Here is a 22,200-nt window from a genome sequence, read left to right on the forward strand (position 1 = left end):
ATTTGAGCTCCTTGAGTAGCCTCATTTTTTATAAATCATGAAACGAAATCGCTAAATTATAAACATCTTCTACTATTACATATTAATACTTTGCGGCCGATGATTAGATTGATTTTTACGATGTCGTGTTGTTGGGTCTAATCGTTTTTCTAAAAATCTTAATAGTACATCAATGACGATTGCAATGATAGCAATCGGAATCGCACCTGCTAAAATAAACGTTGTGCCATCCGTCGCATTTGTACCACGAATCACAATGTCACCAAGCGTAGGTGCTCCTATAAATGATCCAACGGCAACAACACCTATCGCAACAACCAAGGCAATACGAATGCCACCGATAATAACCGAAACAGATAACGGTAATTCAATCATTCGTAGCACTTGATTGCGTGTCATTCCCATACCTTTGCCAGCATCCTTAATATTCGCATCAACACTAGCTATACCAGTATAAGTGTTTTTTATAATTGGAAGTAACGCATATAAAAACACTGTTAAAACTACTGTTTCTGAACCTAAGCCCATGACTAACATTAAAATAGCTAACATTGCAATGACTGGAACTGTTTGAATTATATTTGCAATTGTAATTACAAATCCAGAAAGTTTTGTGTATCTTGCAAGCAAGATTCCCAATGGAATACCAATTAAAGCTGCAAACAGCACACCATAGACAGACATTAATAAGTGTTTGAAAAATAAATCCCATAGATAACCAAAGTTCGTAACATAATAATTGAATAATTGCTGTAATAAATTACCTTCCATTACTTATGACCACCTTTCTGTTTATCAAAATAGTGGTGTTTTTTCAAAAATTCTTCTGCGACGACAGCAGGTTCTTTACCTTTACCATCCGCTTCATAATTCAAGCGTTGCATCTCTGAAGTCGAAATCTTTCCTGTCAACTTATTAATCGTCGTTTTAAGTTCTGGGTGTTGCCGTAATAATTCATTTGTTGCAACAGCACTCGCAGCATAAGGTGGGAAAAATTGTTTATCATCTTTAAGTACTTTCAAATCATACGCCGCAATTCGACCATCTGTAGAATAACCTAATGCAACGTCTAACTTCTCTGAGTTTAATGCGTCGTAGACTAGACCTATTTGCATTGGTCTCACTGTACCAAAGTCAAAACCATACTCTTTTTTAAATCCTTCATAGCCATCGCCTTTACGATTCATCCATGAACTATCCATACCTAAACGTAAATCTTTACTATGCTTTGCTAAATCTGAAACTGTCTCTAAATGATATTTTTTAGCGGTTTCCTTCGTTACCATGAATGCATACGTATTCGCAAAACCATACGAATCAAAAAACGTTTGATCAAATTTCTTTTTAAATCCTTGTTGTGTTGCTATCATTGCTTTCTTAGGATTTTTAATTGGTGCTTCCTTCAAAGCTCCCGTTAAATCTGTGCCATTATATCTAACACCTGATATATTAGCATCCCCATTAATTAAGGCATTATGTTGAATCGTACTTGACCCTAAATTATTTACTAATGTTGGCTTTATCTTACCGTGTGTATCATGCTCTATTAACAACCGTAACATATGTGAAATAATTTGCGATTCGCTTGTTGATAATGCTGTAATTTTGACATCATTTTTCGTGCTCTTACTACCTAGTCCGGGCAAACTACATCCAGATAATACGGTAAGCGATAAGACAAACACGACAAGTATATATTTAATTTTCTTCATTATCTTAGCCTCCTAATTATCCAGATACTTTTAAGCCTTTGGGAACTACCCATTTTTCAACTAAAGCTAATAAGGCATCAACACCTAATGCTAGTGCAGTAACGAGTACCGTTGCAGTTACAATCATCAGTGGATCATATAAATTTAAACCATTGAAAATGAAATCACCTAATCCACCCGCACCTACATAACTTGCAAGTGTAGCCCAACTAATTACATACACAGATGACAAACGAATGCCACCAATGATAAGCGGCAATGCTAACGGCAATTCAACATCCTTCATCAATTGAAATTGTGTCATTCCCATACTTTTTCCAGCTTCTTTAATGTTGCTATCAATATTTTGAACACCGAGTACCGTGTTATTTAAAATAGGTAATAATACATAAATAAATAGCGCTACAATTGCAGGCGTTTTACCAACACCAAAAATCGGTATCATAATAGCAAGTACAGCTAGTGTTGGAATAGTTTGTAAGACACCTGCCACAGTTAATACAATATTGGCAGTTCGCTTTGTTTTTGATAATAAAATGCCTATAGGTACTGCAACAATGATGGCAAGTAATAATGCCACTATAGAAATATAGAAATGTTCCAGTGTTTTCGACATCAACTGTCCACCATGTTCATGTAGGAACTCAATCATGATTTATCATCTCCTATGTCACGTACTTTGACATTAGTAGTGTGTTGCTCATGCACTTTTGAGGACGCAGTGTCTTCCCCCACATGTTCTGTTTGCACTGTATCCTCACTATCGCCCCAAATCGTGTCATATACAATATCAACAACATTGGCACGCGTAATCAGTCCTACTAAACGCTGTTGATCATCTACGACAGGTACATTCCTAACGTTTCTTTTTAAAATCGTACGTACAGAATCTTGTAATTTAGAATCAATTTGAACGGTATAAATATGTTGTTGCATGGTGTCTCGTAAACTTTTGTGTCCACGTATACCCTGATTTATATCTTCAATGTCTAAGAAACCTAGTAAATGGTTATTACTATCTACTACAAAAATAGTATCAACACGTTTTTGTCTCATAATATGAACGGCGTCATTCAGTGTTGCTTCTGCTTGTATCGTGATTGGTTTAATCATTACACCTTCTACAGTCTTGTCATTGGGACGGTCTTGAATCAGTCTATTTTGTCCTATAAAATCACGTACAAAATCATTTGCGGGATGTCTTAAAATATTGTCTGGCGTATCAAATTGCACCACCTTACCTTCTGACATAATACAAATTTTGTCTGCTAATTTAATCGCTTCATCCATATCATGTGTTACAAAGATAAACGTCTTGCCTAATTTTCGTTGTAACGTTTTAACTAAATCTTGTAACGTATCTCTCGTAATAGGATCCAATGCACCAAAAGGTTCATCCATTAAAATAATATCTTGTTCGGCCGCAAGTGCTCTTACAACACCGATACGTTGTTGTTGCCCACCTGATAGTTCTGCTGGATAACGCTCTAAAAATGACTCCGGTAAATCCACAAGTTTAATTAATTCCTTTGCACGTTTATCCTTTTCCTCTTTAGTCCATTTCAACAATTTGGGTACCAACACAATATTCTCTTTAATCGTCATATGAGGCATTAAGCCAATTTGTTGAATAACATAGCCAATATTTCTACGCAATTCGACAGGATTCATACTCCGAACATCTTTACCATCAATTTCAATTTGTCCTTCTGTCGCTTCAATCATACGGTTTATCATTCTTAAAGCAGTCGTTTTGCCACTTCCACTGGTTCCAATAAATGCGATAAATTCCCCAGATTGAATATCTAAAGAGATGTCATCTACTGCCTTTTTATTACCAGAATAAATTTTCGTTAAATGCTTAATACTTAACATAATCATTTCTCCTTCCTCATAAAAAATATGACGAATGATACGCATAAAATAAAAAGACCATTATCGCAATTGTTAAACAAATAGAGTCATAAGTTAAACAAGTACACATCATGGTCTTGATTATGTAGAATTTTATATTTTTCATCTGTAATGTGAATACTTAACAGTAAACGGCGCTATGTATGTTGAATTTCTACCGATTACTTTGTTTGCACATTCGTATATTCGACATTTAAAACTAACATACTCTATATGATGTTATTAAACATTATTATTTTATCTTTGGCAACTAAATAGATAACTCATATTTTTTAAAAGCGAATTTATTATCGCTCAATTGGTTGTTTTATAGCAAAAAAGTGTCGAAAATGTGAAATATTATTACAAAAGTCGAATTTTTGTAATAATGCACACGCATCCATTGTTACAGACGGACAACCGCCCATCCGCCACTCACAAAGTCATCCTTATATTTTAATATCTTCATCATTCATTGTAGACACCCTTGCCTTTTGCTAACATTTTCTACTCCCAAGCCTGTAACGGAATTCCAACGTCAAAGTGTTGCCCATGACAGACACACCTAAAAAAACAACCAACAGCATGAGCCATTGGTTGTTTCGTGTCATCTTGTATGTTGTTGTATAACCGGTATGCTTTACTCATTAATTACTTATCATGCATCCCTTTACCTTCTAGTATTTGGTTAATATACTTTTCAACACGCTTTTGTCTTGTTTCACTGCGTTTAGCTTGTCCAATATGATATATATATTGATGTTGTCTGCCTGGCGTTAATTTATAAAATGAAGACTCTAACTGTGGCATTTCTTCGAACTTAGCTTCTAACTCTTTAGGAATAACATATTCCTCTGTTTTCTTCATTTCAACTTTTTTACCAGCTTTTTCAGCTTTAATTGCTTCGGCTAGATAATATTTAATTTCTTCGGTACGTGCTTGAATCTCTGTTAAATTTTCAAATCGTAACTGACGAGCTGCTTGCACCTTTTCAGTCTGTTGAATGAGTGTATGATATTTATCCTCCAAAATGGCACCTTTATGAAATAATAGTGCAACATAATTTTTGAAGCCATGGATAAGTACTACATTTTTATTATTCAACGTGTAACAAGGATGCATCCATTTATACGCTTCCTCTAATTCTGTTTCATTAAAGATTAACGCTCTCAAATATTTATATTCTTCTTGCCATTGACTCTCTTTATTTAAAAATGCTTCAACTTGTTCATTTGATTGTTTCTCACTCATAGTCATCACTTCCATTTTGTTTTTCAATACACATTGTATTATATATCCTAATTTTATAAAAAACTAATTTTACAAATGCTTTTGCGTTCTTACAAAAAATGCATTTGACTATTATTATAATAAGCGTATAATTGTCGCATATTATTTTTTGTATTTTTGGCAATAACGAAGGAGTATTTATGAATAAAGACAAGCAATTGCACAACGACAAAATCAATCTATCCCAATTAGTCTTATTAGGGTTAGGCTCTTTAATAGGATCTGGTTGGCTATTTGGTGCGTGGGAAGCATCATCAATAGCTGGACCAGCAGCAATCATATCATGGGTTCTTGGATTCCTAGTCATTGGAACCATTGCCTATAACTACATTGAAATCGGCACAATGTTTCCTCAATCAGGTGGCATGAGTAACTATGCCCAGTATACACATGGCTCATTATTAGGCTTTATTGCTGCTTGGGCGAATTGGGTGTCTTTGGTGACAATAATACCTATCGAAGCTGTGTCAGCTGTTCAATATATGAGTTCTTGGCCGTGGCATTGGGCGAAACCAATGAGATATTTAATGGAAAATGGCTCTATTAGCACATACGGATTGCTAGCTGTATATCTCATCATTGTTATTTTTTCATTATTAAACTATTGGTCCGTAAAACTTTTAACATCATTTACGAGTTTAATTTCTGTATTTAAATTAGGCGTACCCATGTTAACCATCATCATGTTGATGCTATCAGGATTCGACACTTCAAATTACGGCCATTCGGCAAGCACATTTATGCCTTACGGAAGTGCACCGATTTTTGCTGCAACAACAGCATCAGGGATTATTTTTTCATTCAATTCATTCCAGACAATTATTAATATGGGTTCAGAAATTAAAAATCCTGAAAAAAATATCGCAAGAGGCATCGCTATCTCACTGTCAATCAGTGCAGTGTTGTACATCATTTTACAAAGTACGTTTATCACTTCTATGCCTCAATCAATGTTACAACATAGTGGATGGAATGGCATCAACTTCAATTCACCATTTGCTGATTTAGCTATCTTATTAGGAATTAATTGGCTCGCAATTTTACTATACATTGAAGCTTTTGTATCACCATTCGGTACTGGCGTGTCATTTGTCGCCGTTACAGGTCGAGTTTTACGAGCAATGGAGAAAAATGGACATATCCCTAAATTTCTTGGGAAGATGAATGAAAAATATCATATCCCACGTGTAGCAATCATCTTTAATGCCATCATTAGTATGATTATGGTTACATTATTTAGAGATTGGGGTACGCTAGCAGCAGTTATTTCTACTGCAACTTTAGTAGCCTATTTAACTGGCCCAACGACAGTGATTGCATTAAGAAAAATGGGACCAACAATGACTCGTCCATTTAGAGCAAAAATTTTAAAAGTAATGGCACCATTATCATTTGTATTAGCTTCATTAGCTATATATTGGGCAATGTGGCCAACAACGGCTGAAGTTATTTTAATCATTATACTTGGATTACCAATCTACTTCTTCTATGAATATCGTATGAATTGGCGTAATACAAAGAAACAAATTGGTGGTAGCTTATGGATTATTGTATATTTAATCGTGCTATCAATACTGTCATTTATAGGAAGCAAAGAATTTAAAGGCTTAAATATGATTCACTATCCATTTGACTTTATCGTTATTATTATTGTGGCACTTATCTTCTATTACATCGGTACAACGAGTTCATTTGAAAGCGTCTATTTCCGTCGCGCAACACGAATCAATACGAAGATGCGTGAGTCACTAAATAATGAATCAAAGTCATCTCATTAAATATTTTAAAATACAGTGCCATATATGATTTCAACACACACACATTAACCAACCATTGATTTCAACATCTTGGTTGGTTTTTTATTTTGAAAATCGGTTATAAATAACTAACATAACAAGATGATGATCAGGCTGGGACATAAATCAATGTTCTATGCTCTACGAAGTTATATTGGCAGTAGTTGACTGAACGAAAATGCGCTTGTAACAAGCTTTTTTCGATTCTAGTCAGGGGCCCCAACACAGAGAATTTCGAAAAGAAATTCTACAGGCAATGCAAGTTGGGGTGGGACGACGATAAAGAAATACTTTTTCTATAGAAATTAGTATTTCTTATGCATGAGTTTTACTCATGTATTCATATTTTTAAGTACACATTAGCTGTGGCTAATGTATAAGAACCACTACATAATAAATCATTTGTGGCTCTTTATCATTTCTGTCCCACTCCCGTAGAAGTACATCATATAATGCTGAAAATGGTTTGAGTTAAAACAGATATCAAGCTCGTCTGATTCAGTCACAAAATTGTCTTGTTATACTTGTCACCTATCATCTATAGACCGTGGTATGATTAAATTGGGGATGATAAAGGAGGTTAATAAATATGAAGATTAATACTACAGGTGGTCAAATTCATGGTATTACACAAGATGGTTTAGATATCTTCTTAGGCATTCCTTATGCAGAACCACCAGTTCATGACAATCGCTTTAAACATTCTACGTTAAAAACACAATGGTCAGAGCCAATTGATGCAACTGAAATACAACCCATCCCACCGCAACCAGACAACAAATTAGAAGATTTTTTCTCCTCACAATCTACAACTTTTACTGAACATGAAGACTGTTTATATCTAAATATTTGGAAACAACATAATGATCAGACGAAGAAACCTGTCATCATTTATTTTTATGGTGGTAGTTTTGAAAATGGTCATGGTACAGCCGAACTCTATCAACCGGCACATTTAGTACAAAATAACGACATTATCGTTATTACATGCAATTATCGTTTAGGCGCATTAGGATATTTAGACTGGTCATATTTTAATAAAGATTTTCATTCCAATAATGGCCTTTCAGATCAAATCAATGTCATAAAATGGGTGCATCAATTTATTGAATCCTTCGGTGGCGACGCTAATAACATTACTTTAATGGGTCAGTCTGCAGGCAGTATGAGCATTTTGACTTTACTTAAAATACCTGACATTGAGCCATACTTCCATAAAGTCGTTCTACTAAGTGGCGCACTACGATTAGACACCCTTGAGAGTGCACGCAATAAAGCACAACATTTCCAAAAAATGATGCTCGATTATTTAGATACAGATGATGTTACATCATTATCGACAAATGATATTCTTATGCTGATGGCGAAGCTAAAACAATCTCGAGGACCTTCTAAAGGGCTTGATTTAATATATGCGCCTATTAAAACAGATTATATACAAAATAATTATCCAACAACGAAACCAATTTTTGCATGTTATACAAAAGATGAAGGCGATATTTATATTACTAGTGAACAGAAAAAATTATCGCCGCAACGCTTTATCGACATTATGGAATTAAATGATATTCCTTTAAAATACGAAGATGTTCAGACGGCGAAGCAACAATCTTTAGCGATTACACATTGTTATTTCAAACAGCCGATGAAGCAATTTTTACAACAACTCAATATACAAGATTCAAACGCACAACTATGGCTTGCTGAATTTGCATGGCATGATACTTCTAGCGCACACTATCGCAGTGCTTACCATATTCTAGATATGGTATTTTGGTTCGGAAACTTACAAATATTAGCAGCACATCAATATCCAACAACTGCTCACCTTAAATTTTTAAGTCGACAAATGCAAAATGATTTAGCTAATTTTGCTAAAAGCGGTAAAATGCCTTGGCCGATGTATCATAATGAACGTCGCTATTATCGCACATATCAATAACGTTATCGCATCTAAAAAAGCACACCTGAATTTGATAGCAGGCGTGCTTTTCATATGAGAATTATGATGATTTAAATGTTTTAGCATAATGATTATTTTTCAATGTGAAAACAACGATTAATCCTAATGCGCCAATGATGGCACTCGTATATGTGATAGCTTGAACAGAAACATGTGTCATGACCAAGCCTCCAATAATGCCTCCAACACCAATACCAGCGTTTAAACTAGACATGTTCCAACTCATTACTTGGCTTGTGTCGCCTTCAACATGTTGAATCACACCGCTTTGCACTGCTGGATTAGTACTCCATTGCATGATATTCCAAATAAATAGTCCTGCTAACAATAGACCTGAACCAGGTAAGATTAAATTCATAAGTAACATCATGACGATAAAAATAGAAACAGAAATCATTAACCAACGCTTACTTGTAATTTTATCGGAGAATATACCACCTAATGATGTTCCAATAACGCCAGCGATTCCATTTACTAGAAGTGCTAATGAAACGAATGACATATCATGACCATTAGATAAAATAAGTGGATTTATAAAGACGAATGTCACTGAGTTTGCAATCAATACTAAAAACGTAATAATTAAATATTTTGCTACTTCAGCAGGTCTTAATATTTTCGAAGTAACATGATTTTCATGAGATGGTGTCTCATGATTCACAGGGCCTCGTTGTATTTCCTGATCCTTCGGTAAATAGATCATCATCAAGAAGCCAACAATAATACTCACAATAATTAAGAATAGAAATGTATAGCGCCAACCTACTAAATCGCCGATAACCGTTCCAATTGGTACACCAAAAACATTAGCACCACTAAACCCTGTATAGACAAGTCCAATCATTTTACCACGATTTTTAGGTGCTGATAACATCGCTGTAATAGCTAATACTTTTACGATAATTAGTGCTGCTGCTGCAGATGAGATAATTCTACCAACTACTAATATTGAAAAATTTGGCGCTACAGCAATAATGCCATTACCAATGATAAATATAAGTAATGTCCATAATAATACAGGCCTTGATGAAAAACGGTTCGTTAATTTAACCAGAATAGGTCCACATATCGCAAATGTTAAAGCGTACATTGTCACTAATTGACCAACGACAGCTTCTGATACATGTAAGTCCTGACTCATCAAGTTCATAATTCCTGCAACCATCATTTCAACCATTCCTACGATAAAAATACTTAAAATGAATGTAAATAGTCGCATGATTGACAATTTAAAACTCCTTTCAAACAAAATTTCCGATATTCATTTCCCTTAGAATAACGATTTATTAAAAAATGTGTGCAACACAATTTTATATATAACCGTTCTATTATATAATATTTTGCTTTAATTTTCTGTGCTTAATTGGAAAATTATTGAAATTGTTTTTCAGTATTTGAAAAATTAACACAAGTATGTCATTTAATAATTATGTATAATTACTTCAGTTTCAACAATAACTCCAAAAAAGCACGCACGCTTTATATGTCAGAACAGATAACTGACTACAAAGTATGCGTGCCTTTATGAATATTTTCGCTGCGCTAATGAATAGCGATACTATATGTGCGCGTCACTTCATTTCCAATTAAAACTAATGCCTAAATCTGATGCAGTAAAATCTATCATGATTCACTCTTAACATCAGTATTTCGTGCTACTAATTGATGTCTTGCATTGAAAAATTGACCATAGCTTAAATATGTCGCAATCAAAGCAGACATAATGGTCGCAGTTGTATGAATAAACACGACTAACAATTGAAATTTAATCGCTTGTAAAGGTGGTACGCCACCAATAATTAAGCCTGTCATCATACCAGGAATCGACACAAGCCCATATGTTTTAACCGAATCAATAGTTGGCACTATAGCTAAACGAATACTTTCACGTATTGCACCTTTAGAAGCCAATTTAGGTGTAGCTGCAAGTGATAATTTAGATTCAATATTAGTACCATCTTGTACGAATGCACGATCTAAATTCTGGTAAGCTAAATTAATTGCAATCAAGCCATTATTTGCAAGCATGCCGCCGATAGGTATAACTTCATTTGCGGTAAATTGAATGGCCCCTGTCGCAATAGTACCTGCAAGCGGTAATGCCGTTCCAATGAAGATAGCTAGAAATGATATCCAAAACACATGATGCATCACTGGTGATGCTCGACTAATTGTATTCCATGATGCATTAATAATAATGACCAATACACATAAAATAAGCAGCCATTTATCGTTTATTTTAAAAATATAATGCAGCAAAAATCCCAAAATGATTAATTGCACAACTGCTCGTAATGTCGCAACAATTAAATCTTTAATAATATGTAAACCTTCTTTATATGAAATGATAATCGGAATGACTAAAAGCAATGCCGTCAATCCAAGTGCCGTATTACTCATGTTGATTCAACTCCTCTGTATTAGAAATTTGACCATCAACAATTGTTATACGCTTTTGAAAGTGTCGCATACTTTGGTCATCGCTGTGGGTAATCCACATAATTGCCACGCCTTGATCTGCTAATTTAAAAATGATATTTTCTATCTTTTCTTTATTATTAACGTCTAATGCACTGGTCGATTCATCTAATAAAAGAATATCCGGTGTATACATCAGTTGGCGCGCTATAGCAATTCTTTGCCGCTCACCACCCGACATATTTTCCACTTCCGAACTTAATTGATAATGTCCCAAACCGACATCTTTAATTAATTGCTTTGCACGTTTTCTATCAAATTTATCATTACGTGCAAGTGATGGGAATATCATGTTATCTTCAATCGTTTCACCAAACAAGTCACTTTGCTGCATCAAATAACTGATTCGTTGACGCAATTCTTCCGGGTCATAATCATTATAGGGTTTACCTTTAAAATAAAGTTCTCCACTAGTTGGACTAAACAAATTACATATTTGCTTTTGAAATGTACTTTTACCACTACCTGATGGACCTATAATGGCAATACTCTCGCCTTTATCTACTTTTAGACTGATATGATCTAGTATGATTCTATCGCTCGCTTTATACACTAAATCTTTAATTTCTAACAACATTTGCACCGCTCCTCATGTAATATATCAGGTATATTATTCCCGTTTTTTTGGTTTTTAGTGCAATTACATTTAAGAAAAAATCATTTTCTTGTAATATCAAAATTTAGGCATAATTGATTTTCAGCATTTAAATTAAAAACAAAAAATCCTATTAACATGGATACTGTCTAATGACTAAGAATTAAAATTAGACAATTGTTTAACAACCTACCATATTAAAAGGATTCTTTATTATTTATGGATTTGATTACCACATGATATTTTTATAACTTTCATCATTCAATGAACGGACAATTTCAGTAACAAGACGGATAGAATTTTCATAATCATCTACATTGAGCACTGAAACATTAGAATGCATGTATCGCAGCGTAACACCGATTGTCATCGTTGGAATACCTTCATTTGCGACATGAATACTTCCCGCATCTGTACCTCCACCTGGTGTCGTATCCCATTGTACTTCGATGTTATGTTCCTTAGCTACATCTTTAATATGCTTTCGCAAACCTTGGTGAGCAATACTTGTAGCATCCATCATAATGACAACTGGACCACCGCCTAGTTTACTATCGCTCGTTTGACCTGACATACCTGGGGTATCATAAGCAATACCTACATCGACAGCTATCGCCAAGTCTGGTTTAATCGTATTCGCTGCCACTTTCGCACCACGCAAACCAACTTCTTCTTGCACTGTGGCACCACTGTATAAGTTAATGCCAATATTTTCATCTTTTAAACGTTTTAATACCTCAATAGCTAATGCACAGCCATAGCGATTATCAAATGCTTTCGCAGTTAAATATTTATCATTTGCAAGCACTTCAAATTCACTATATGGCGTAACCATATTGCCTACTTCAACGCCAGCTTCTTCAGCTTCTTCCTTGCTACTAACACCAATATCTATAAACATATTTTTGATTTCCATTGGCTTTTTACGTTCTTCAGGCGTTAAGACATGTGGCGGTTTAGAACCGATGATACCTCTAATTTCTTTGCCCGAATCTGTTGTAATCGTTACTTTTTGAGATAGCATGACTTGATTCCACCATCCACCAACTGGCGTAAATGAAATAAAACCATGTTTATCAATCTTTGTTACCATAAAACCAACTTCATCCATATGACCAGAAATCATAATTGAGTATTGACCATTCTCAGCATTTTTCTTTCCAAAAATGCCACCCAAGTTATCTTCAATAATTTGATCACTGACAGGCTCTATATAGTTACGCATTGCTTCTTTAACTTGCATTTCATAACCAGCAATGCCGTTTACATCTGTTAAATGTTTAAGTAATTTGACTGACTGATTCATGTTATTCATCCTCCTGTATTTCAACTTAAAACTATTGTATCACTAACTTTCAGAAAAACGTTCCCTACCGCTTTATCATTTTCAGGCTTAAATATTTTTAAAATTTTGTGAGGAATCCGCTTAAAAACCTCATATTTCTAAAATTTAATATTCCGAAAAAGTCACAATTTAAAATTCCTTATTATAATACGTTATTCTTTTATTGTTACTAATTTCAATCTGTTTAGTCTTGCGCTATTATAAAATTAAAAAGTGTAGAGATAACAACGCATTAACGTCGCTATTTTCCCTACACTTAAATACTAGTTTCTTTAATTAACTTATCATTAAAGTTATTCAGATATTGAATATTCATTAATCATAATGTGACCATGCCGATAGTATTAATACTTCTTTATTTCGATCATCTACGGTATAGACGACCCTGTGCTGATGGTTAATTCTTCTTGAATATCGCTCTAAATATTTAGGCTCTAATTTTTCAAAAGATTGTGTTATTTTATACGGATCATTTTTTAAAGTCTCAACAATTTCTAAAAATGACTTCTTTAAATAAGAATGTTTTATTTTCTTTAAATCTGATTTCGCTGAATTTTTAATCTTAACCGTGTAATTGCTCATTAAAGATTATCCCAATCAATATCATCTATATTTGTTGTACCACTATTATCTTTTTCTCTTTCTCTTACTTTGTCCATTGTACCAGTAGATTCAAGATATATTGTCTCTTGTATACTTTTCCAATCTTCTAAACCTATAATCACAGCATTATTTTCGGCATTATTGCCACTAATATAAATTGGTTCGTGATTATTATTAACATTTTTTAGTAATTGATAAAAATCTTTTCTCGCTTCTGTAGGGCTAGTGATAATCATATAAACCCTCCTTTGTTTTCTGTTACGCTAATTATAGCGTACGCACTTGAGTACGTCAATATTACCAACGAGTTCATCGTATTCTTAATACCTATATGCTATCGTTCACAAACTTTTGTTCTTTTCTTCCAACATACCGCCTATAATGCTCAAAAAGAAATCAGCAGTGGAACACACTACGTTCCCTACCGCTTTATCATTTTCAGGCTTAAATATTTTTAAAATTTTGTGAGGAATCCGCTTAAAAAAACTCATATCTTCAAAAAAAATGACAAAATTTAAATTTTTGAATAACATCATTTTTTAGTAAATGTTATAATTTCTTTATAATACAAATATCGAAAGAAGGCGACTGACTTTGAAAAAATTATGTTCATTAATTGTAGTAGCATTAGTTTGTATCATTGCATTATCAGCTTGTGGTAAAGAACAAACCAAAACATATGAAGGTGATGTTAGTGGTAAACATGTACTAACTTCTATCACATATAAAGATGATAAAGTTTTAAAACAGTCTACAATCAACACAATTAAATATGACGATCTAGGTATGGATAAAGACGAAGCCAAAAAGTTATTCGCCAAATCTGAAAGTATTTTCAAAGACCTTAAAGGCGTAAAATACAAAGTAGACTATAAAGATAAAAAAGCAATTGAACACTTAGACATAGATTACACAGAAGTTGACATGAAAAAATTAAATAAACGTCTTGGTGTTTCGACTAAAGAAAATAAAGATATTAGTTTTGAAAAACTTGAAAAGCAATTAAAGCACAGAGGTTTAAAAGAAAAAGATAAAATGGACGACAAATAGTTTATAACTTAAAAATGCCCTCAGATAAGACTAAGGTTACAAACCTTAATTCATATTCTGAGGGCTTTAATATTTGAAGTTCTTGTGTGACCAGCATCCACTACTAATATAAAATTATTTGCAGTAACGCTAAAATCCGCTGCTTTCAATTTCCCGAAATAATTAAGTTAACTAATGAGTTTTAATTTATAATCATGTATCGTTTGTAACTCACCATCGACTTTTCGATATACAATATGATCAGCAGTAATTTCTGTAGGACTGGATACGCCAACAGCTGCTGCAATATTGAATAAGCCTTCATGCAAACTTGTTACATAGTTTGTGACACGATATTGCTTTTCTCCAACAATCAATGCTTTTTCTTTCTTCGCATCTGTCGTTGCAACACCTACAGGACACGTATTCATGTGACATTGTTGACTCATTATACAACCGACACTAATCATCATCCCACGTGCGATATTTACAAAATCTGCACCTAAACCTAGTGCAATCGCAATTTTATCTGGTGTCACTAACTTACCAGATGCCGCCAATTTCACTTTATCTCGAATACCATATTTTTCTAACATGCCAGACACAATAGGTAGAGCTGTAAATAGCGGTAAGCCAACACCATCTTGTAATTCTTGGAATGTTGCACCAGTACCACCTTCACCACCATCAATCGTAATAAAGCTTGGATACTTATCTAGTTCCACCATCGTACGTACAAGTGTTTCAATTTCTGAAACTTTGCTTACTACAATTTTGAATCCTACTGGTTTTTGACCTAATTGCTGCAACTGATCGACGAAACGAATCAAATCTTCAGCATTATGAATAAATTCGTAACGGTTAGGTGAATTGATTGTTTTATAAGGTTCAACATTTCGGATTTTAGCAATTTCTTCGTTTACCTTTTCAGCTTCCATATGACCACCACGAGTCTTAGCACCTTGTGCCAACTTCAGCTCAAATGCGCGTACGTTAGATAACTGTGCAACCTCTTTAAATAAACCTTCACTAAAATTACCTTCTTTATCACGAACACCAAATAAACCGGGACCAATTTGGAAAATGATATCCCCATTACCTTTTAAATGATATTCTGATAAGCCACCTTCACCTGTATTCATCCAAGTGCCCGCTTTAGCTAGACCTTTAGATAAAGCTGTAATGGCATTTTTTCCTAAAGCGCCATAACTCATACCAGATTGTCCTACGATACGTTTTAAAATAAATGGATGTTTTAAATGTTCACCTAATTTTATTGCATGGTCATCACTTAAGTAATACGGATCAATCTTTGTCGGCACACGATATTCTTCACGACTAAATAAACGCTCATTCGCGATTTTATAAATGAATGTTGATAACAATGTTGTATTATCTACTGAAATCTCATTACGTTGCATCGGAAACATTGTGTTCTGTATGTAAAAGCCGTCTTGATAATCTTTAGTAGTACCGAAGCTGGTCATACGAGAGTTATATTTTCCAGCCAAAACGATATTTTTATAATCATTACGTGAAAAAGGTTTCCCTTCATTATCCCCAGAAAATAAATACTGACGTAATTCCGGTCCCATTTTTTCTGAAATATATCTAATACGTGCTAGTAAAGGATAATTCCTTAATACACTATGTTGTGATTGTCTTTTATCTTTAATTAACCAAATAAGCCCGATAACAATAACCGTAAGCATGAATCCTACAACGATAATGTTAACTATAAATTGCATGACTGTAAGAAACGTCATTACAATACCTCCCCCCAAAATTTCAATTCAATATTTATGATACACCTTACAAAACAAAACACAATGGAAGCGCTTCATTTTATAAAACAATTTTATGATATGTTTTTCATTTTAAATTTTAATGTATAAAACATACAATACAAAGTAATATGTGCTAAAGTATCTATATAATACAACTATTTAAGAGGTATACTATGTCAAATACAAATAAACATTACATAGAAGAAGAATACGCTACCGAACAATCGCGTTTTTTCAAACGTGATATTGGATTTATTTTCCTTTACATATTTTTGGTTAACATCTTGCCGATCATTATCGTCTTTTTAACTTTTGGGTTAGTAGCTGTATTCACTCAACAAGCTCCGTGGGGTTTCTCTTTTCCTATTTCAATGAACATTAGCTATTTACTCGCAGTTATTATTTCACTAGCTATTTTTCGTCTGATGCATGAAGATGCGTTTATTCCAATGATACGTTCGCAAATCGTTGCTAGTGCTAAATATAAATGGCATATTCTTATATCATTTACACTAAGTGTCGTACTCTTTTTACTTTTAAATCATTTCAATATTTTCGCACTAAATGTAGATTCCTTTACTGTCTTTGACATTTACCCGCTCATTAAAGGGTATGGTTCCATCAGTTTAATAGCTATATTTTCGTTAACCATTATATTAAATACTTTGATTTGTCAACTTATTTTCCGTCATATTTTAATTCAAGAATTAAGCAGATTAATACCTTTAAAGATTACAATAGTATTGTCCATTATCCTTGAAACTCTGTTCTACTATCCATACATTAATACATGGTGGGAATTCATTCCAGCATTGATACTAGCAGGTAGTGCGACTTACTTATATTTAAAATCATACCGTAATTTTATGGTGAGCTATTTCTATCAATTAGCAGTTATACTCGTTTTGCATATTTTCATGTAAAATTTTTCAGAGTATTATCCATTATCCATACACATCAAAAAGCACACTTAAAAGTCAGTATCAAAACTCACTTTTAAGCGTGCTTTATTTAGATATACTGTCGTTCTAAAAACGAGCCATATAGAATGTTTCATGTCCTAGCATGAAACACATGAATCGCCATGCTCAATATACCTTTTAAAATTTAAATATTCATTAACTTAATATGCTTTAATTCACTTCATTAAAGACTACTCGCTGGACGTGGTGTTGGCTTTTTCAAGAAACTCATAATCATTATTACAATGACTAACATACCACAAATTAGATACATCCATTTAAATCCTACTAAATCGGAAATAGGTCCCATCAATGCGCCACCTAACGATATACCTAAGTCTGCACAGGCAATAAATAAACCTAACAACATATTACGACCTACTTTTGGTAAGACGAAGCTTAAGTATGATGTTAATGTTGGGTACACCATTGCTTGCGTCATTCCTATTAATATCGCACTACCATAGAAAATAATTGCACCTACTTGCGGACCAAATGCCACTACAAATGACGCGATTACTAATAATGATAGTACAGATACCATATATTTAGGATGCCACATACCATCTGACGGAATGTATTTCCTTAAGTAAAATCTTGCCGCAACAACTGCGATGGCCTGTATTGTCAAAAAGATTCCCGCATTCGCGAATCCTAAACTCACTGTGTATAACGGTACAAATGTACTAACTGCACCAAATACAATCGATGCAACAATCATGATAATACCACTGTTCAACAACTCTTTATTTTTGAAAAATTGCGCAAAAACAGTTACAGCGTTAAACGGCATTTTTTCAATCTTATCTGACGTATCGGGTTCCTGTTCAGCAAAGGTCACGCGATAGCCAAAGAATGTTGTTGTTAATGCGATAAAGATAATGACAATTGCAAATAGTGAAATATTATTTGCATTCCAAATACCTACGGCAACTAATGGTCCGATTAAGTTTGGAATCGTTGAAAATAGCGAGTACAATGATACACCTTCAGAACGATGTTCCTCTGGTAATGCATCAATAATACCTAGCTGTAAAGACATAGAAAAGAATGCCGTACACACACCTTGCATAACACGTGCTACGAAATAACCTTCTAAGCCAGTAAAACCATAAATAATTAAAGCTATGGCATTGATAATCAAAATAATTCTTAATACTTTAATGGGACCGACACGAGCAATAATTTGTCCTGCCCATGGTCGAAATACCATTGCTGTTAACATGTATGCCCCCATAACGATACCGATAACCGTATTCGTTGCGCCTAAATCATGCCCTCGTAAAGGTATAAACACGTTTAAGATTGCATTGGCACTAAAGAACATCAATGTTAATATATATAATCTCAAAAAGGGCCAAGCCATTGCACCTTTCATTATCTCACTCCTTAGAATGATAGTTGTTTTTCTATTAATTCTCTTGTATAAGCATTGTCACTTTTATGCAATGCGCTTGTCGGAATTTGTTCTTCTATTTTTCCGTTTTTAAAAATAATTAATTGATCACATAAATACGTGGCAGCTTGAATATCATGTGTGATAAAAATATAACTCAACTGACGCGTTTCACGTAAATGAATCAATAAATCTAATATTTGTGTTTGAATTGACATGTCGAGTGAACTAATGGCTTCATCAAACAAAATATATTTAGGGTTAATACATATTGCACGCGCAATCGCAACACGTTGCGCCTCTCCACCTGATAACATATTAGGATATTTATCCATGTATGCCTTAGATAGACCGACTTCTTCCAACAATGTAATTGCTTGGACTTCCATAACTTCTTTAGGTTGTCCATCACATTGACACATCACTTCAAATAAGATTTCTCTAACAGTCTGAAATGGATGTAATGATGACGTATAATCTTGAAATACAGCACCAATTTGATGACGTCTCACTTTCTTCTTATGCATCGGTTGATCATTTAAGGTTACACAACCTTTATCCGGTTTCTCAATACCTAATATCATACGACTCAACGTCGATTTACCGCTACCACTTTCTCCGATAATCGCAATCGTCGCACCGATTGGACACTCAAATGACACACCTTTCACGATAGGTGTTCGACGACGCTTAAAAACATGTGCGCTTTGATATGACTTTTCAACATCTTTAATTTTAATCATGTACATCACCCCTCATCACATGTTTAAAATGATCATTAATCTTCTTCTTCGTTGATAATAAATACTTCGTATAAACATGTTCTGGATGATGCAAGACTGATTCACGTGTCCCTTGTTCAATAAGCTGACCATTTTTCATCACAACAACACGGTCTGCAATCTTGTTAATAACCGTTAAATCATGTGAAATGAAAATCATCGCACAGTCAAAGTGTTTTTTAATATCTATAAATGCTTCCAGTACATCATATTGTGTAATTGTATCTAAAGCCGTTGTCGGCTCATCAGCAATGATTAACTTTGGTTTCAAAGCTAACGCTAAAGCAATCATCAATCGCTGTAACATTCCTCCTGATAACATGTAAGGGTATGATTTTAATATACGTTTAGGATCTTTCAAACTTAAATAATCCATATATTCAATCAATGTCTTTTCAATTTCTTGTGTAGACATTGACGTATGTACTTTCATAGTCTCAAACATTTGTTTACCGACAGTAGTTGATGGGTCAAAGGCACGACTACCTTGTTGCATGACCATCGCAATGTCTTTACCACGGTACTTTTTCAATTGCGATTCAGATAATGACAACATTGATGTACCATCAAAGATAATTTCACCTGTCACCCCGAGTCGTTCGGGATTCAAACCAATAATCGATTTACAAGTGATTGATTTACCACTACCACTTTCTCCAATAACGCCTAAAGTTTCACCCTTAGTTAATGTAAAATTCACATCACTCACGAGTGGTTGATCTGTCCAGGTATCTGTAATCGTCAAATGTTTAACTGTTAACAATGTCATGATTGCACCACTCCTTTTTTCACAGAACGAAGTTTATCTTTAGAAGAGATGCGGGGATCAATAGCAATTTGTAAAGCATCGGATAAGAAGTTAAATGCCATCACTATAATCACTATGGCAATACCTGGCGCAAACATCATTTCAGGATGTGTAAACATCACTTTTCTAGCTTCGTTAAGCATCATGCCCCACTCTGCAGTAGGCGCTTTGACACCTAATCCTAAAAATGAAAAGCCAGATATTTGCAAGATCATTGAACACATCGAGCTACTAGAGATGATAGCAATATCTGCTAATGTTAATGGCATAATATGTTTGTGAATAATTTTCATATCATTCATACCGATTGTTTTAGCAAATCTTACATGGTCAGAAGCAGTGTACTGCATAACACTTGTACGTATAACACGACAGAACCATGCCCAACGCGTCAAAATAAATGCCATGATAATATTTTCGGCACCCATTCCAAACAATGCAATTAATGCTAACGTTACAACATAACTTGGGAATGCCAACATAACATCACACGCACGCATGATTAAGGCGTCAACAAACCCTTGGAAATATCCTGATAAGAATCCTAAAATAGATCCAATAAGTACAGAAACAAATAGCGCAACAAAGACATATAACAAACTTGGTCTAATCGCATAAATTAACCTAGTTAAAATATCTCTACCTAAATGGTCAGTACCTAGTAGATGTTGAAAACTCATGCCAGCAAATTTGTTTGCTGTATCGATATGGTTAGGATCATAAAATGTCACAAGTGGTGCTGCTAATCCTAAAAAGACATATAATACAATAATGCCTAAAGCAATTACTGCACCTTTATCTTGTAATAATCGTTTTAAAATTATCATCGTGCGCCCTCCCTTAATCTTGGATTTAATAGCGCATTAATGATATCTGCTAATGTATTAAATACAATAAATAATACCGCTACAATTAATACATATGCTTGAATGACTGGAAAATCGTGTTCAAGTATTGCTTTTAAACTTAATTGACCTAGTCCAGGCCATGCAAAGATATACTCGATAACAACTAGTCCACCCATTATCATTGGTATAGACATACAAAAGATTGATACCGCAACTTGTAAAGCATTACGCAACACATGCAACATTAATGTGATAGATTTCACACCGCTTGCTCTTAAATAAAGTACATAATCTTCATTTAATTGTTCCACCATCGAGCGTCTAACATTTCTAAAGTAAATACCAGCATAGGCAATCGTAATAACGATCACTGGCAATATGTAACTTTCTGGACCTGTTAATCCAGAAGTCGGCAATATGTTTAACTTCACTGAAACGTAAATAATAAGTATTGAAGCTATCCAATATGATGGTAATGCAGTTAGAAAGAAAGCCACTGAACGTATCGCACGATCAGTGAACTTTCCTCTTTTTAATGCACTAACTACACCTAAAATAATTGATGTAATCATCACCATAACACTTGAAATTATTGTTAATTTCAATGTATTCATAAATGCTGGACCAATACGTTCAGCAACTGGGTCACCTGTAATGTAGCTTGTACCAAAATTAAATTGCATCGCTTCAAGTAACCAATTTTTATATTGAATTAATAATGGATCATTGAAACCGTACTTCTCATTCGTTTCTGCAATCAACTCTGGTGTTACATTTGGCGTCCCTTGTGCATGTAAAATTGTCACAGCTGGATTTTCATTTGTAATATACGTCAATAGAAATGTCATAAAACTTACTACAATCATCAATGGAAACATGAGCGCAATACGTTTTAAGATAAATTTGAACATCT

General features: G+C 34.1%; 23 protein-coding genes. 4 read left to right on the forward strand and 19 right to left on the reverse strand.

Translation table 11 applies throughout. The features are described 5' to 3' along the window. Nucleotides 1-75 precede the first annotated feature (75 nt). From JG553_RS09450 to JG553_RS09480, 7 genes are all read right to left on the reverse strand, one after another. A complete protein-coding gene (locus JG553_RS09450; protein ID WP_000398941.1) occupies nucleotides 76-771 on the reverse strand; it encodes an ABC transporter permease in 696 nt (231 codons plus the stop codon). After that, the gene (locus JG553_RS09455) at nucleotides 771-1,712 is read right to left on the reverse strand and encodes an osmoprotectant ABC transporter substrate-binding protein (RefSeq protein ID WP_000721553.1); all 942 of its coding nucleotides are present in this window, start codon (nucleotides 1,710-1,712) and stop codon (nucleotides 771-773) included. The genes JG553_RS09450 and JG553_RS09455 overlap by 1 nt, the downstream gene beginning before the upstream one ends. 16 nt (nucleotides 1,713-1,728) lie before the next feature. Next, nucleotides 1,729-2,364, reverse strand: coding sequence for an ABC transporter permease (locus JG553_RS09460; protein WP_000569120.1), 636 nt, complete (start codon nucleotides 2,362-2,364; stop codon nucleotides 1,729-1,731). Then, the gene (locus JG553_RS09465; RefSeq protein WP_000948981.1) at nucleotides 2,361-3,587 is read right to left on the reverse strand and encodes a betaine/proline/choline family ABC transporter ATP-binding protein; all 1,227 of its coding nucleotides are present in this window, start codon (nucleotides 3,585-3,587) and stop codon (nucleotides 2,361-2,363) included. Before JG553_RS09465 ends, JG553_RS09460 begins: the two co-directional genes overlap by 4 nt. 326 nt (nucleotides 3,588-3,913) lie before the next feature. Further along, entirely contained in the window at nucleotides 3,914-4,033 is a 120-nt protein-coding gene (locus tag JG553_RS09470) for a hypothetical protein (RefSeq protein WP_001789925.1), read from the reverse strand. Between the two features lie 79 nt (nucleotides 4,034-4,112). Then, nucleotides 4,113-4,253 carry a hypothetical protein gene (locus JG553_RS09475; RefSeq protein ID WP_001791736.1) on the reverse strand — a complete coding sequence of 47 codons (141 nt, stop codon included), beginning with the start codon at nucleotides 4,251-4,253 and terminating at the stop codon, nucleotides 4,113-4,115. A 3-nt stretch (nucleotides 4,254-4,256) separates the two neighbouring features. After that, nucleotides 4,257-4,856, reverse strand: a complete 600-nt coding sequence (locus JG553_RS09480; RefSeq protein WP_001291519.1) for a YdeI/OmpD-associated family protein — start codon at nucleotides 4,854-4,856, stop codon at nucleotides 4,257-4,259. A gap of 179 nt (nucleotides 4,857-5,035) precedes the next feature. Between JG553_RS09480 and JG553_RS09485 the strand changes: the two genes are divergently transcribed. Both JG553_RS09485 and JG553_RS09490 read left to right on the forward strand, forming a co-directional pair. Beyond that, nucleotides 5,036-6,673, forward strand: coding sequence for an APC family permease (locus JG553_RS09485; RefSeq protein WP_001030711.1), 1,638 nt, complete (start codon nucleotides 5,036-5,038; stop codon nucleotides 6,671-6,673). Nucleotides 6,674-7,280: 607 nt separating this feature from the next. Then, nucleotides 7,281-8,633 (forward strand): carboxylesterase family protein, encoded by a 1,353-nt coding sequence (locus JG553_RS09490; RefSeq protein ID WP_000700921.1) that lies wholly within the window; start codon nucleotides 7,281-7,283, stop codon nucleotides 8,631-8,633. 61 nt (nucleotides 8,634-8,694) lie between these two features. Here JG553_RS09490 and JG553_RS09495 read toward each other — a convergent pair whose 3' ends face one another. From JG553_RS09495 to JG553_RS09520, 6 genes are all read right to left on the reverse strand, one after another. After that, complete coding sequence (locus tag JG553_RS09495; protein WP_000026194.1) at nucleotides 8,695-9,882, reverse strand: MFS transporter; 1,188 nt, start codon at nucleotides 9,880-9,882, stop codon at nucleotides 8,695-8,697. A 395-nt stretch (nucleotides 9,883-10,277) separates the two neighbouring features. Then, nucleotides 10,278-11,054, reverse strand: coding sequence for an ABC transporter permease (locus tag JG553_RS09500; protein ID WP_000072147.1), 777 nt, complete (start codon nucleotides 11,052-11,054; stop codon nucleotides 10,278-10,280). Beyond that, a complete protein-coding gene (locus JG553_RS09505) occupies nucleotides 11,047-11,709 on the reverse strand; it encodes an ABC transporter ATP-binding protein (protein WP_000923520.1) in 663 nt (220 codons plus the stop codon). Before JG553_RS09505 ends, JG553_RS09500 begins: the two co-directional genes overlap by 8 nt. 247 nt (nucleotides 11,710-11,956) lie before the next feature. Beyond that, nucleotides 11,957-13,033 carry a M42 family metallopeptidase gene (locus JG553_RS09510; RefSeq protein ID WP_001076671.1) on the reverse strand — a complete coding sequence of 359 codons (1,077 nt, stop codon included), beginning with the start codon at nucleotides 13,031-13,033 and terminating at the stop codon, nucleotides 11,957-11,959. Nucleotides 13,034-13,387: 354 nt separating this feature from the next. Continuing rightward, complete coding sequence (locus JG553_RS09515; protein ID WP_000074048.1) at nucleotides 13,388-13,654, reverse strand: Txe/YoeB family addiction module toxin; 267 nt, start codon at nucleotides 13,652-13,654, stop codon at nucleotides 13,388-13,390. Then, the gene (locus JG553_RS09520) at nucleotides 13,654-13,911 is read right to left on the reverse strand and encodes a type II toxin-antitoxin system Phd/YefM family antitoxin (protein WP_000587616.1); all 258 of its coding nucleotides are present in this window, start codon (nucleotides 13,909-13,911) and stop codon (nucleotides 13,654-13,656) included. The genes JG553_RS09515 and JG553_RS09520 overlap by 1 nt, the downstream gene beginning before the upstream one ends. 358 nt (nucleotides 13,912-14,269) lie before the next feature. Here JG553_RS09520 and JG553_RS09525 point away from each other — a divergent pair, with 358 nt between their 5' ends. Then, nucleotides 14,270-14,725, forward strand: coding sequence for a YehR family lipoprotein (locus JG553_RS09525; protein ID WP_000732082.1), 456 nt, complete (start codon nucleotides 14,270-14,272; stop codon nucleotides 14,723-14,725). 167 nt (nucleotides 14,726-14,892) lie between these two features. On the opposite strand, the gene JG553_RS09530 is transcribed toward JG553_RS09525, so the two are convergent. After that, on the reverse strand, nucleotides 14,893-16,470 hold the full coding sequence (locus tag JG553_RS09530) for an FMN-binding glutamate synthase family protein (protein ID WP_000143503.1): 1,578 nt from the start codon (nucleotides 16,468-16,470) through the stop codon (nucleotides 14,893-14,895). Nucleotides 16,471-16,664: 194 nt separating this feature from the next. Here JG553_RS09530 and lnsB point away from each other — a divergent pair, with 194 nt between their 5' ends. Next, nucleotides 16,665-17,414: a CPBP family lipoprotein N-acylation protein LnsB gene (gene lnsB / locus JG553_RS09535; protein ID WP_000072443.1), complete on the forward strand. Its 750-nt coding sequence runs from the start codon at nucleotides 16,665-16,667 to the stop codon at nucleotides 17,412-17,414. 223 nt (nucleotides 17,415-17,637) lie between these two features. Here lnsB and cntE read toward each other — a convergent pair whose 3' ends face one another. From cntE to opp1B, 5 genes are read right to left on the reverse strand one after another with little or no spacing between them, the layout of a single operon-like run. Next, a complete protein-coding gene (gene cntE / locus JG553_RS09540) occupies nucleotides 17,638-18,831 on the reverse strand; it encodes a staphylopine family metallophore export MFS transporter CntE (protein WP_000675401.1) in 1,194 nt (397 codons plus the stop codon). Nucleotides 18,832-18,842: 11 nt separating this feature from the next. Continuing rightward, the gene (locus tag JG553_RS09545) at nucleotides 18,843-19,592 is read right to left on the reverse strand and encodes an ABC transporter ATP-binding protein (protein WP_000590517.1); all 750 of its coding nucleotides are present in this window, start codon (nucleotides 19,590-19,592) and stop codon (nucleotides 18,843-18,845) included. After that, the gene (cntD, locus tag JG553_RS09550) at nucleotides 19,585-20,400 is read right to left on the reverse strand and encodes a staphylopine uptake ABC transporter ATP-binding protein CntD (protein WP_000173869.1); all 816 of its coding nucleotides are present in this window, start codon (nucleotides 20,398-20,400) and stop codon (nucleotides 19,585-19,587) included. The genes JG553_RS09545 and cntD overlap by 8 nt, the downstream gene beginning before the upstream one ends. Continuing rightward, complete coding sequence (cntC, locus tag JG553_RS09555) at nucleotides 20,397-21,266, reverse strand: staphylopine uptake ABC transporter permease subunit CntC (RefSeq protein ID WP_000584765.1); 870 nt, start codon at nucleotides 21,264-21,266, stop codon at nucleotides 20,397-20,399. The genes cntD and cntC overlap by 4 nt, the downstream gene beginning before the upstream one ends. Next, on the reverse strand, nucleotides 21,263-22,198 hold the full coding sequence (opp1B, locus tag JG553_RS09560) for a nickel/cobalt ABC transporter permease (RefSeq protein ID WP_000472235.1): 936 nt from the start codon (nucleotides 22,196-22,198) through the stop codon (nucleotides 21,263-21,265). Before opp1B ends, cntC begins: the two co-directional genes overlap by 4 nt. Between the last annotated feature and the right edge of the window lie 2 nt (nucleotides 22,199-22,200).

It is taken from the genome of Staphylococcus sp. T93, assembly GCF_016743875.1.
In the GTDB taxonomy this organism is placed as follows: Bacteria; Bacillota; Bacilli; order Staphylococcales; family Staphylococcaceae; genus Staphylococcus; species Staphylococcus aureus.

What these genes read in the sequence shown, in the direction of transcription:
- JG553_RS09450 (WP_000398941.1), bottom strand. Translation starts at nt 771, where the DNA reads ATGGAAGGTAATTTATTACAGCAATTATTCAATTATTATGTTACGAAC.
- JG553_RS09455 (WP_000721553.1), bottom strand. Translation starts at nt 1,712, where the DNA reads ATGAAGAAAATTAAATATATACTTGTCGTGTTTGTCTTATCGCTTACC.
- JG553_RS09460 (WP_000569120.1), bottom strand. Translation starts at nt 2,364, where the DNA reads ATGATTGAGTTCCTACATGAACATGGTGGACAGTTGATGTCGAAAACA.
- JG553_RS09465 (WP_000948981.1), bottom strand. Translation starts at nt 3,587, where the DNA reads ATGTTAAGTATTAAGCATTTAACGAAAATTTATTCTGGTAATAAAAAG.
- JG553_RS09470 (WP_001789925.1), bottom strand. Translation starts at nt 4,033, where the DNA reads ATGGGCGGTTGTCCGTCTGTAACAATGGATGCGTGTGCATTATTACAA.
- JG553_RS09475 (WP_001791736.1), bottom strand. Translation starts at nt 4,253, where the DNA reads ATGAGTAAAGCATACCGGTTATACAACAACATACAAGATGACACGAAA.
- JG553_RS09480 (WP_001291519.1), bottom strand. Translation starts at nt 4,856, where the DNA reads ATGAGTGAGAAACAATCAAATGAACAAGTTGAAGCATTTTTAAATAAA.
- JG553_RS09485 (WP_001030711.1), top strand. Translation starts at nt 5,036, where the DNA reads ATGAATAAAGACAAGCAATTGCACAACGACAAAATCAATCTATCCCAA.
- JG553_RS09490 (WP_000700921.1), top strand. Translation starts at nt 7,281, where the DNA reads ATGAAGATTAATACTACAGGTGGTCAAATTCATGGTATTACACAAGAT.
- JG553_RS09500 (WP_000072147.1), bottom strand. Translation starts at nt 11,054, where the DNA reads ATGAGTAATACGGCACTTGGATTGACGGCATTGCTTTTAGTCATTCCG.
- JG553_RS09505 (WP_000923520.1), bottom strand. Translation starts at nt 11,709, where the DNA reads ATGTTGTTAGAAATTAAAGATTTAGTGTATAAAGCGAGCGATAGAATC.
- JG553_RS09510 (WP_001076671.1), bottom strand. Translation starts at nt 13,033, where the DNA reads ATGAATCAGTCAGTCAAATTACTTAAACATTTAACAGATGTAAACGGC.
- JG553_RS09515 (WP_000074048.1), bottom strand. Translation starts at nt 13,654, where the DNA reads ATGAGCAATTACACGGTTAAGATTAAAAATTCAGCGAAATCAGATTTA.
- JG553_RS09520 (WP_000587616.1), bottom strand. Translation starts at nt 13,911, where the DNA reads ATGATTATCACTAGCCCTACAGAAGCGAGAAAAGATTTTTATCAATTA.
- JG553_RS09530 (WP_000143503.1), bottom strand. Translation starts at nt 16,470, where the DNA reads ATGACGTTTCTTACAGTCATGCAATTTATAGTTAACATTATCGTTGTA.
- lnsB (WP_000072443.1), top strand. Translation starts at nt 16,665, where the DNA reads ATGTCAAATACAAATAAACATTACATAGAAGAAGAATACGCTACCGAA.
- cntE (WP_000675401.1), bottom strand. Translation starts at nt 18,831, where the DNA reads ATGAAAGGTGCAATGGCTTGGCCCTTTTTGAGATTATATATATTAACA.
- JG553_RS09545 (WP_000590517.1), bottom strand. Translation starts at nt 19,592, where the DNA reads ATGATTAAAATTAAAGATGTTGAAAAGTCATATCAAAGCGCACATGTT.
- cntD (WP_000173869.1), bottom strand. Translation starts at nt 20,400, where the DNA reads ATGACATTGTTAACAGTTAAACATTTGACGATTACAGATACCTGGACA.
- cntC (WP_000584765.1), bottom strand. Translation starts at nt 21,266, where the DNA reads ATGATAATTTTAAAACGATTATTACAAGATAAAGGTGCAGTAATTGCT.
- opp1B (WP_000472235.1), bottom strand. Translation starts at nt 22,198, where the DNA reads ATGTTCAAATTTATCTTAAAACGTATTGCGCTCATGTTTCCATTGATG.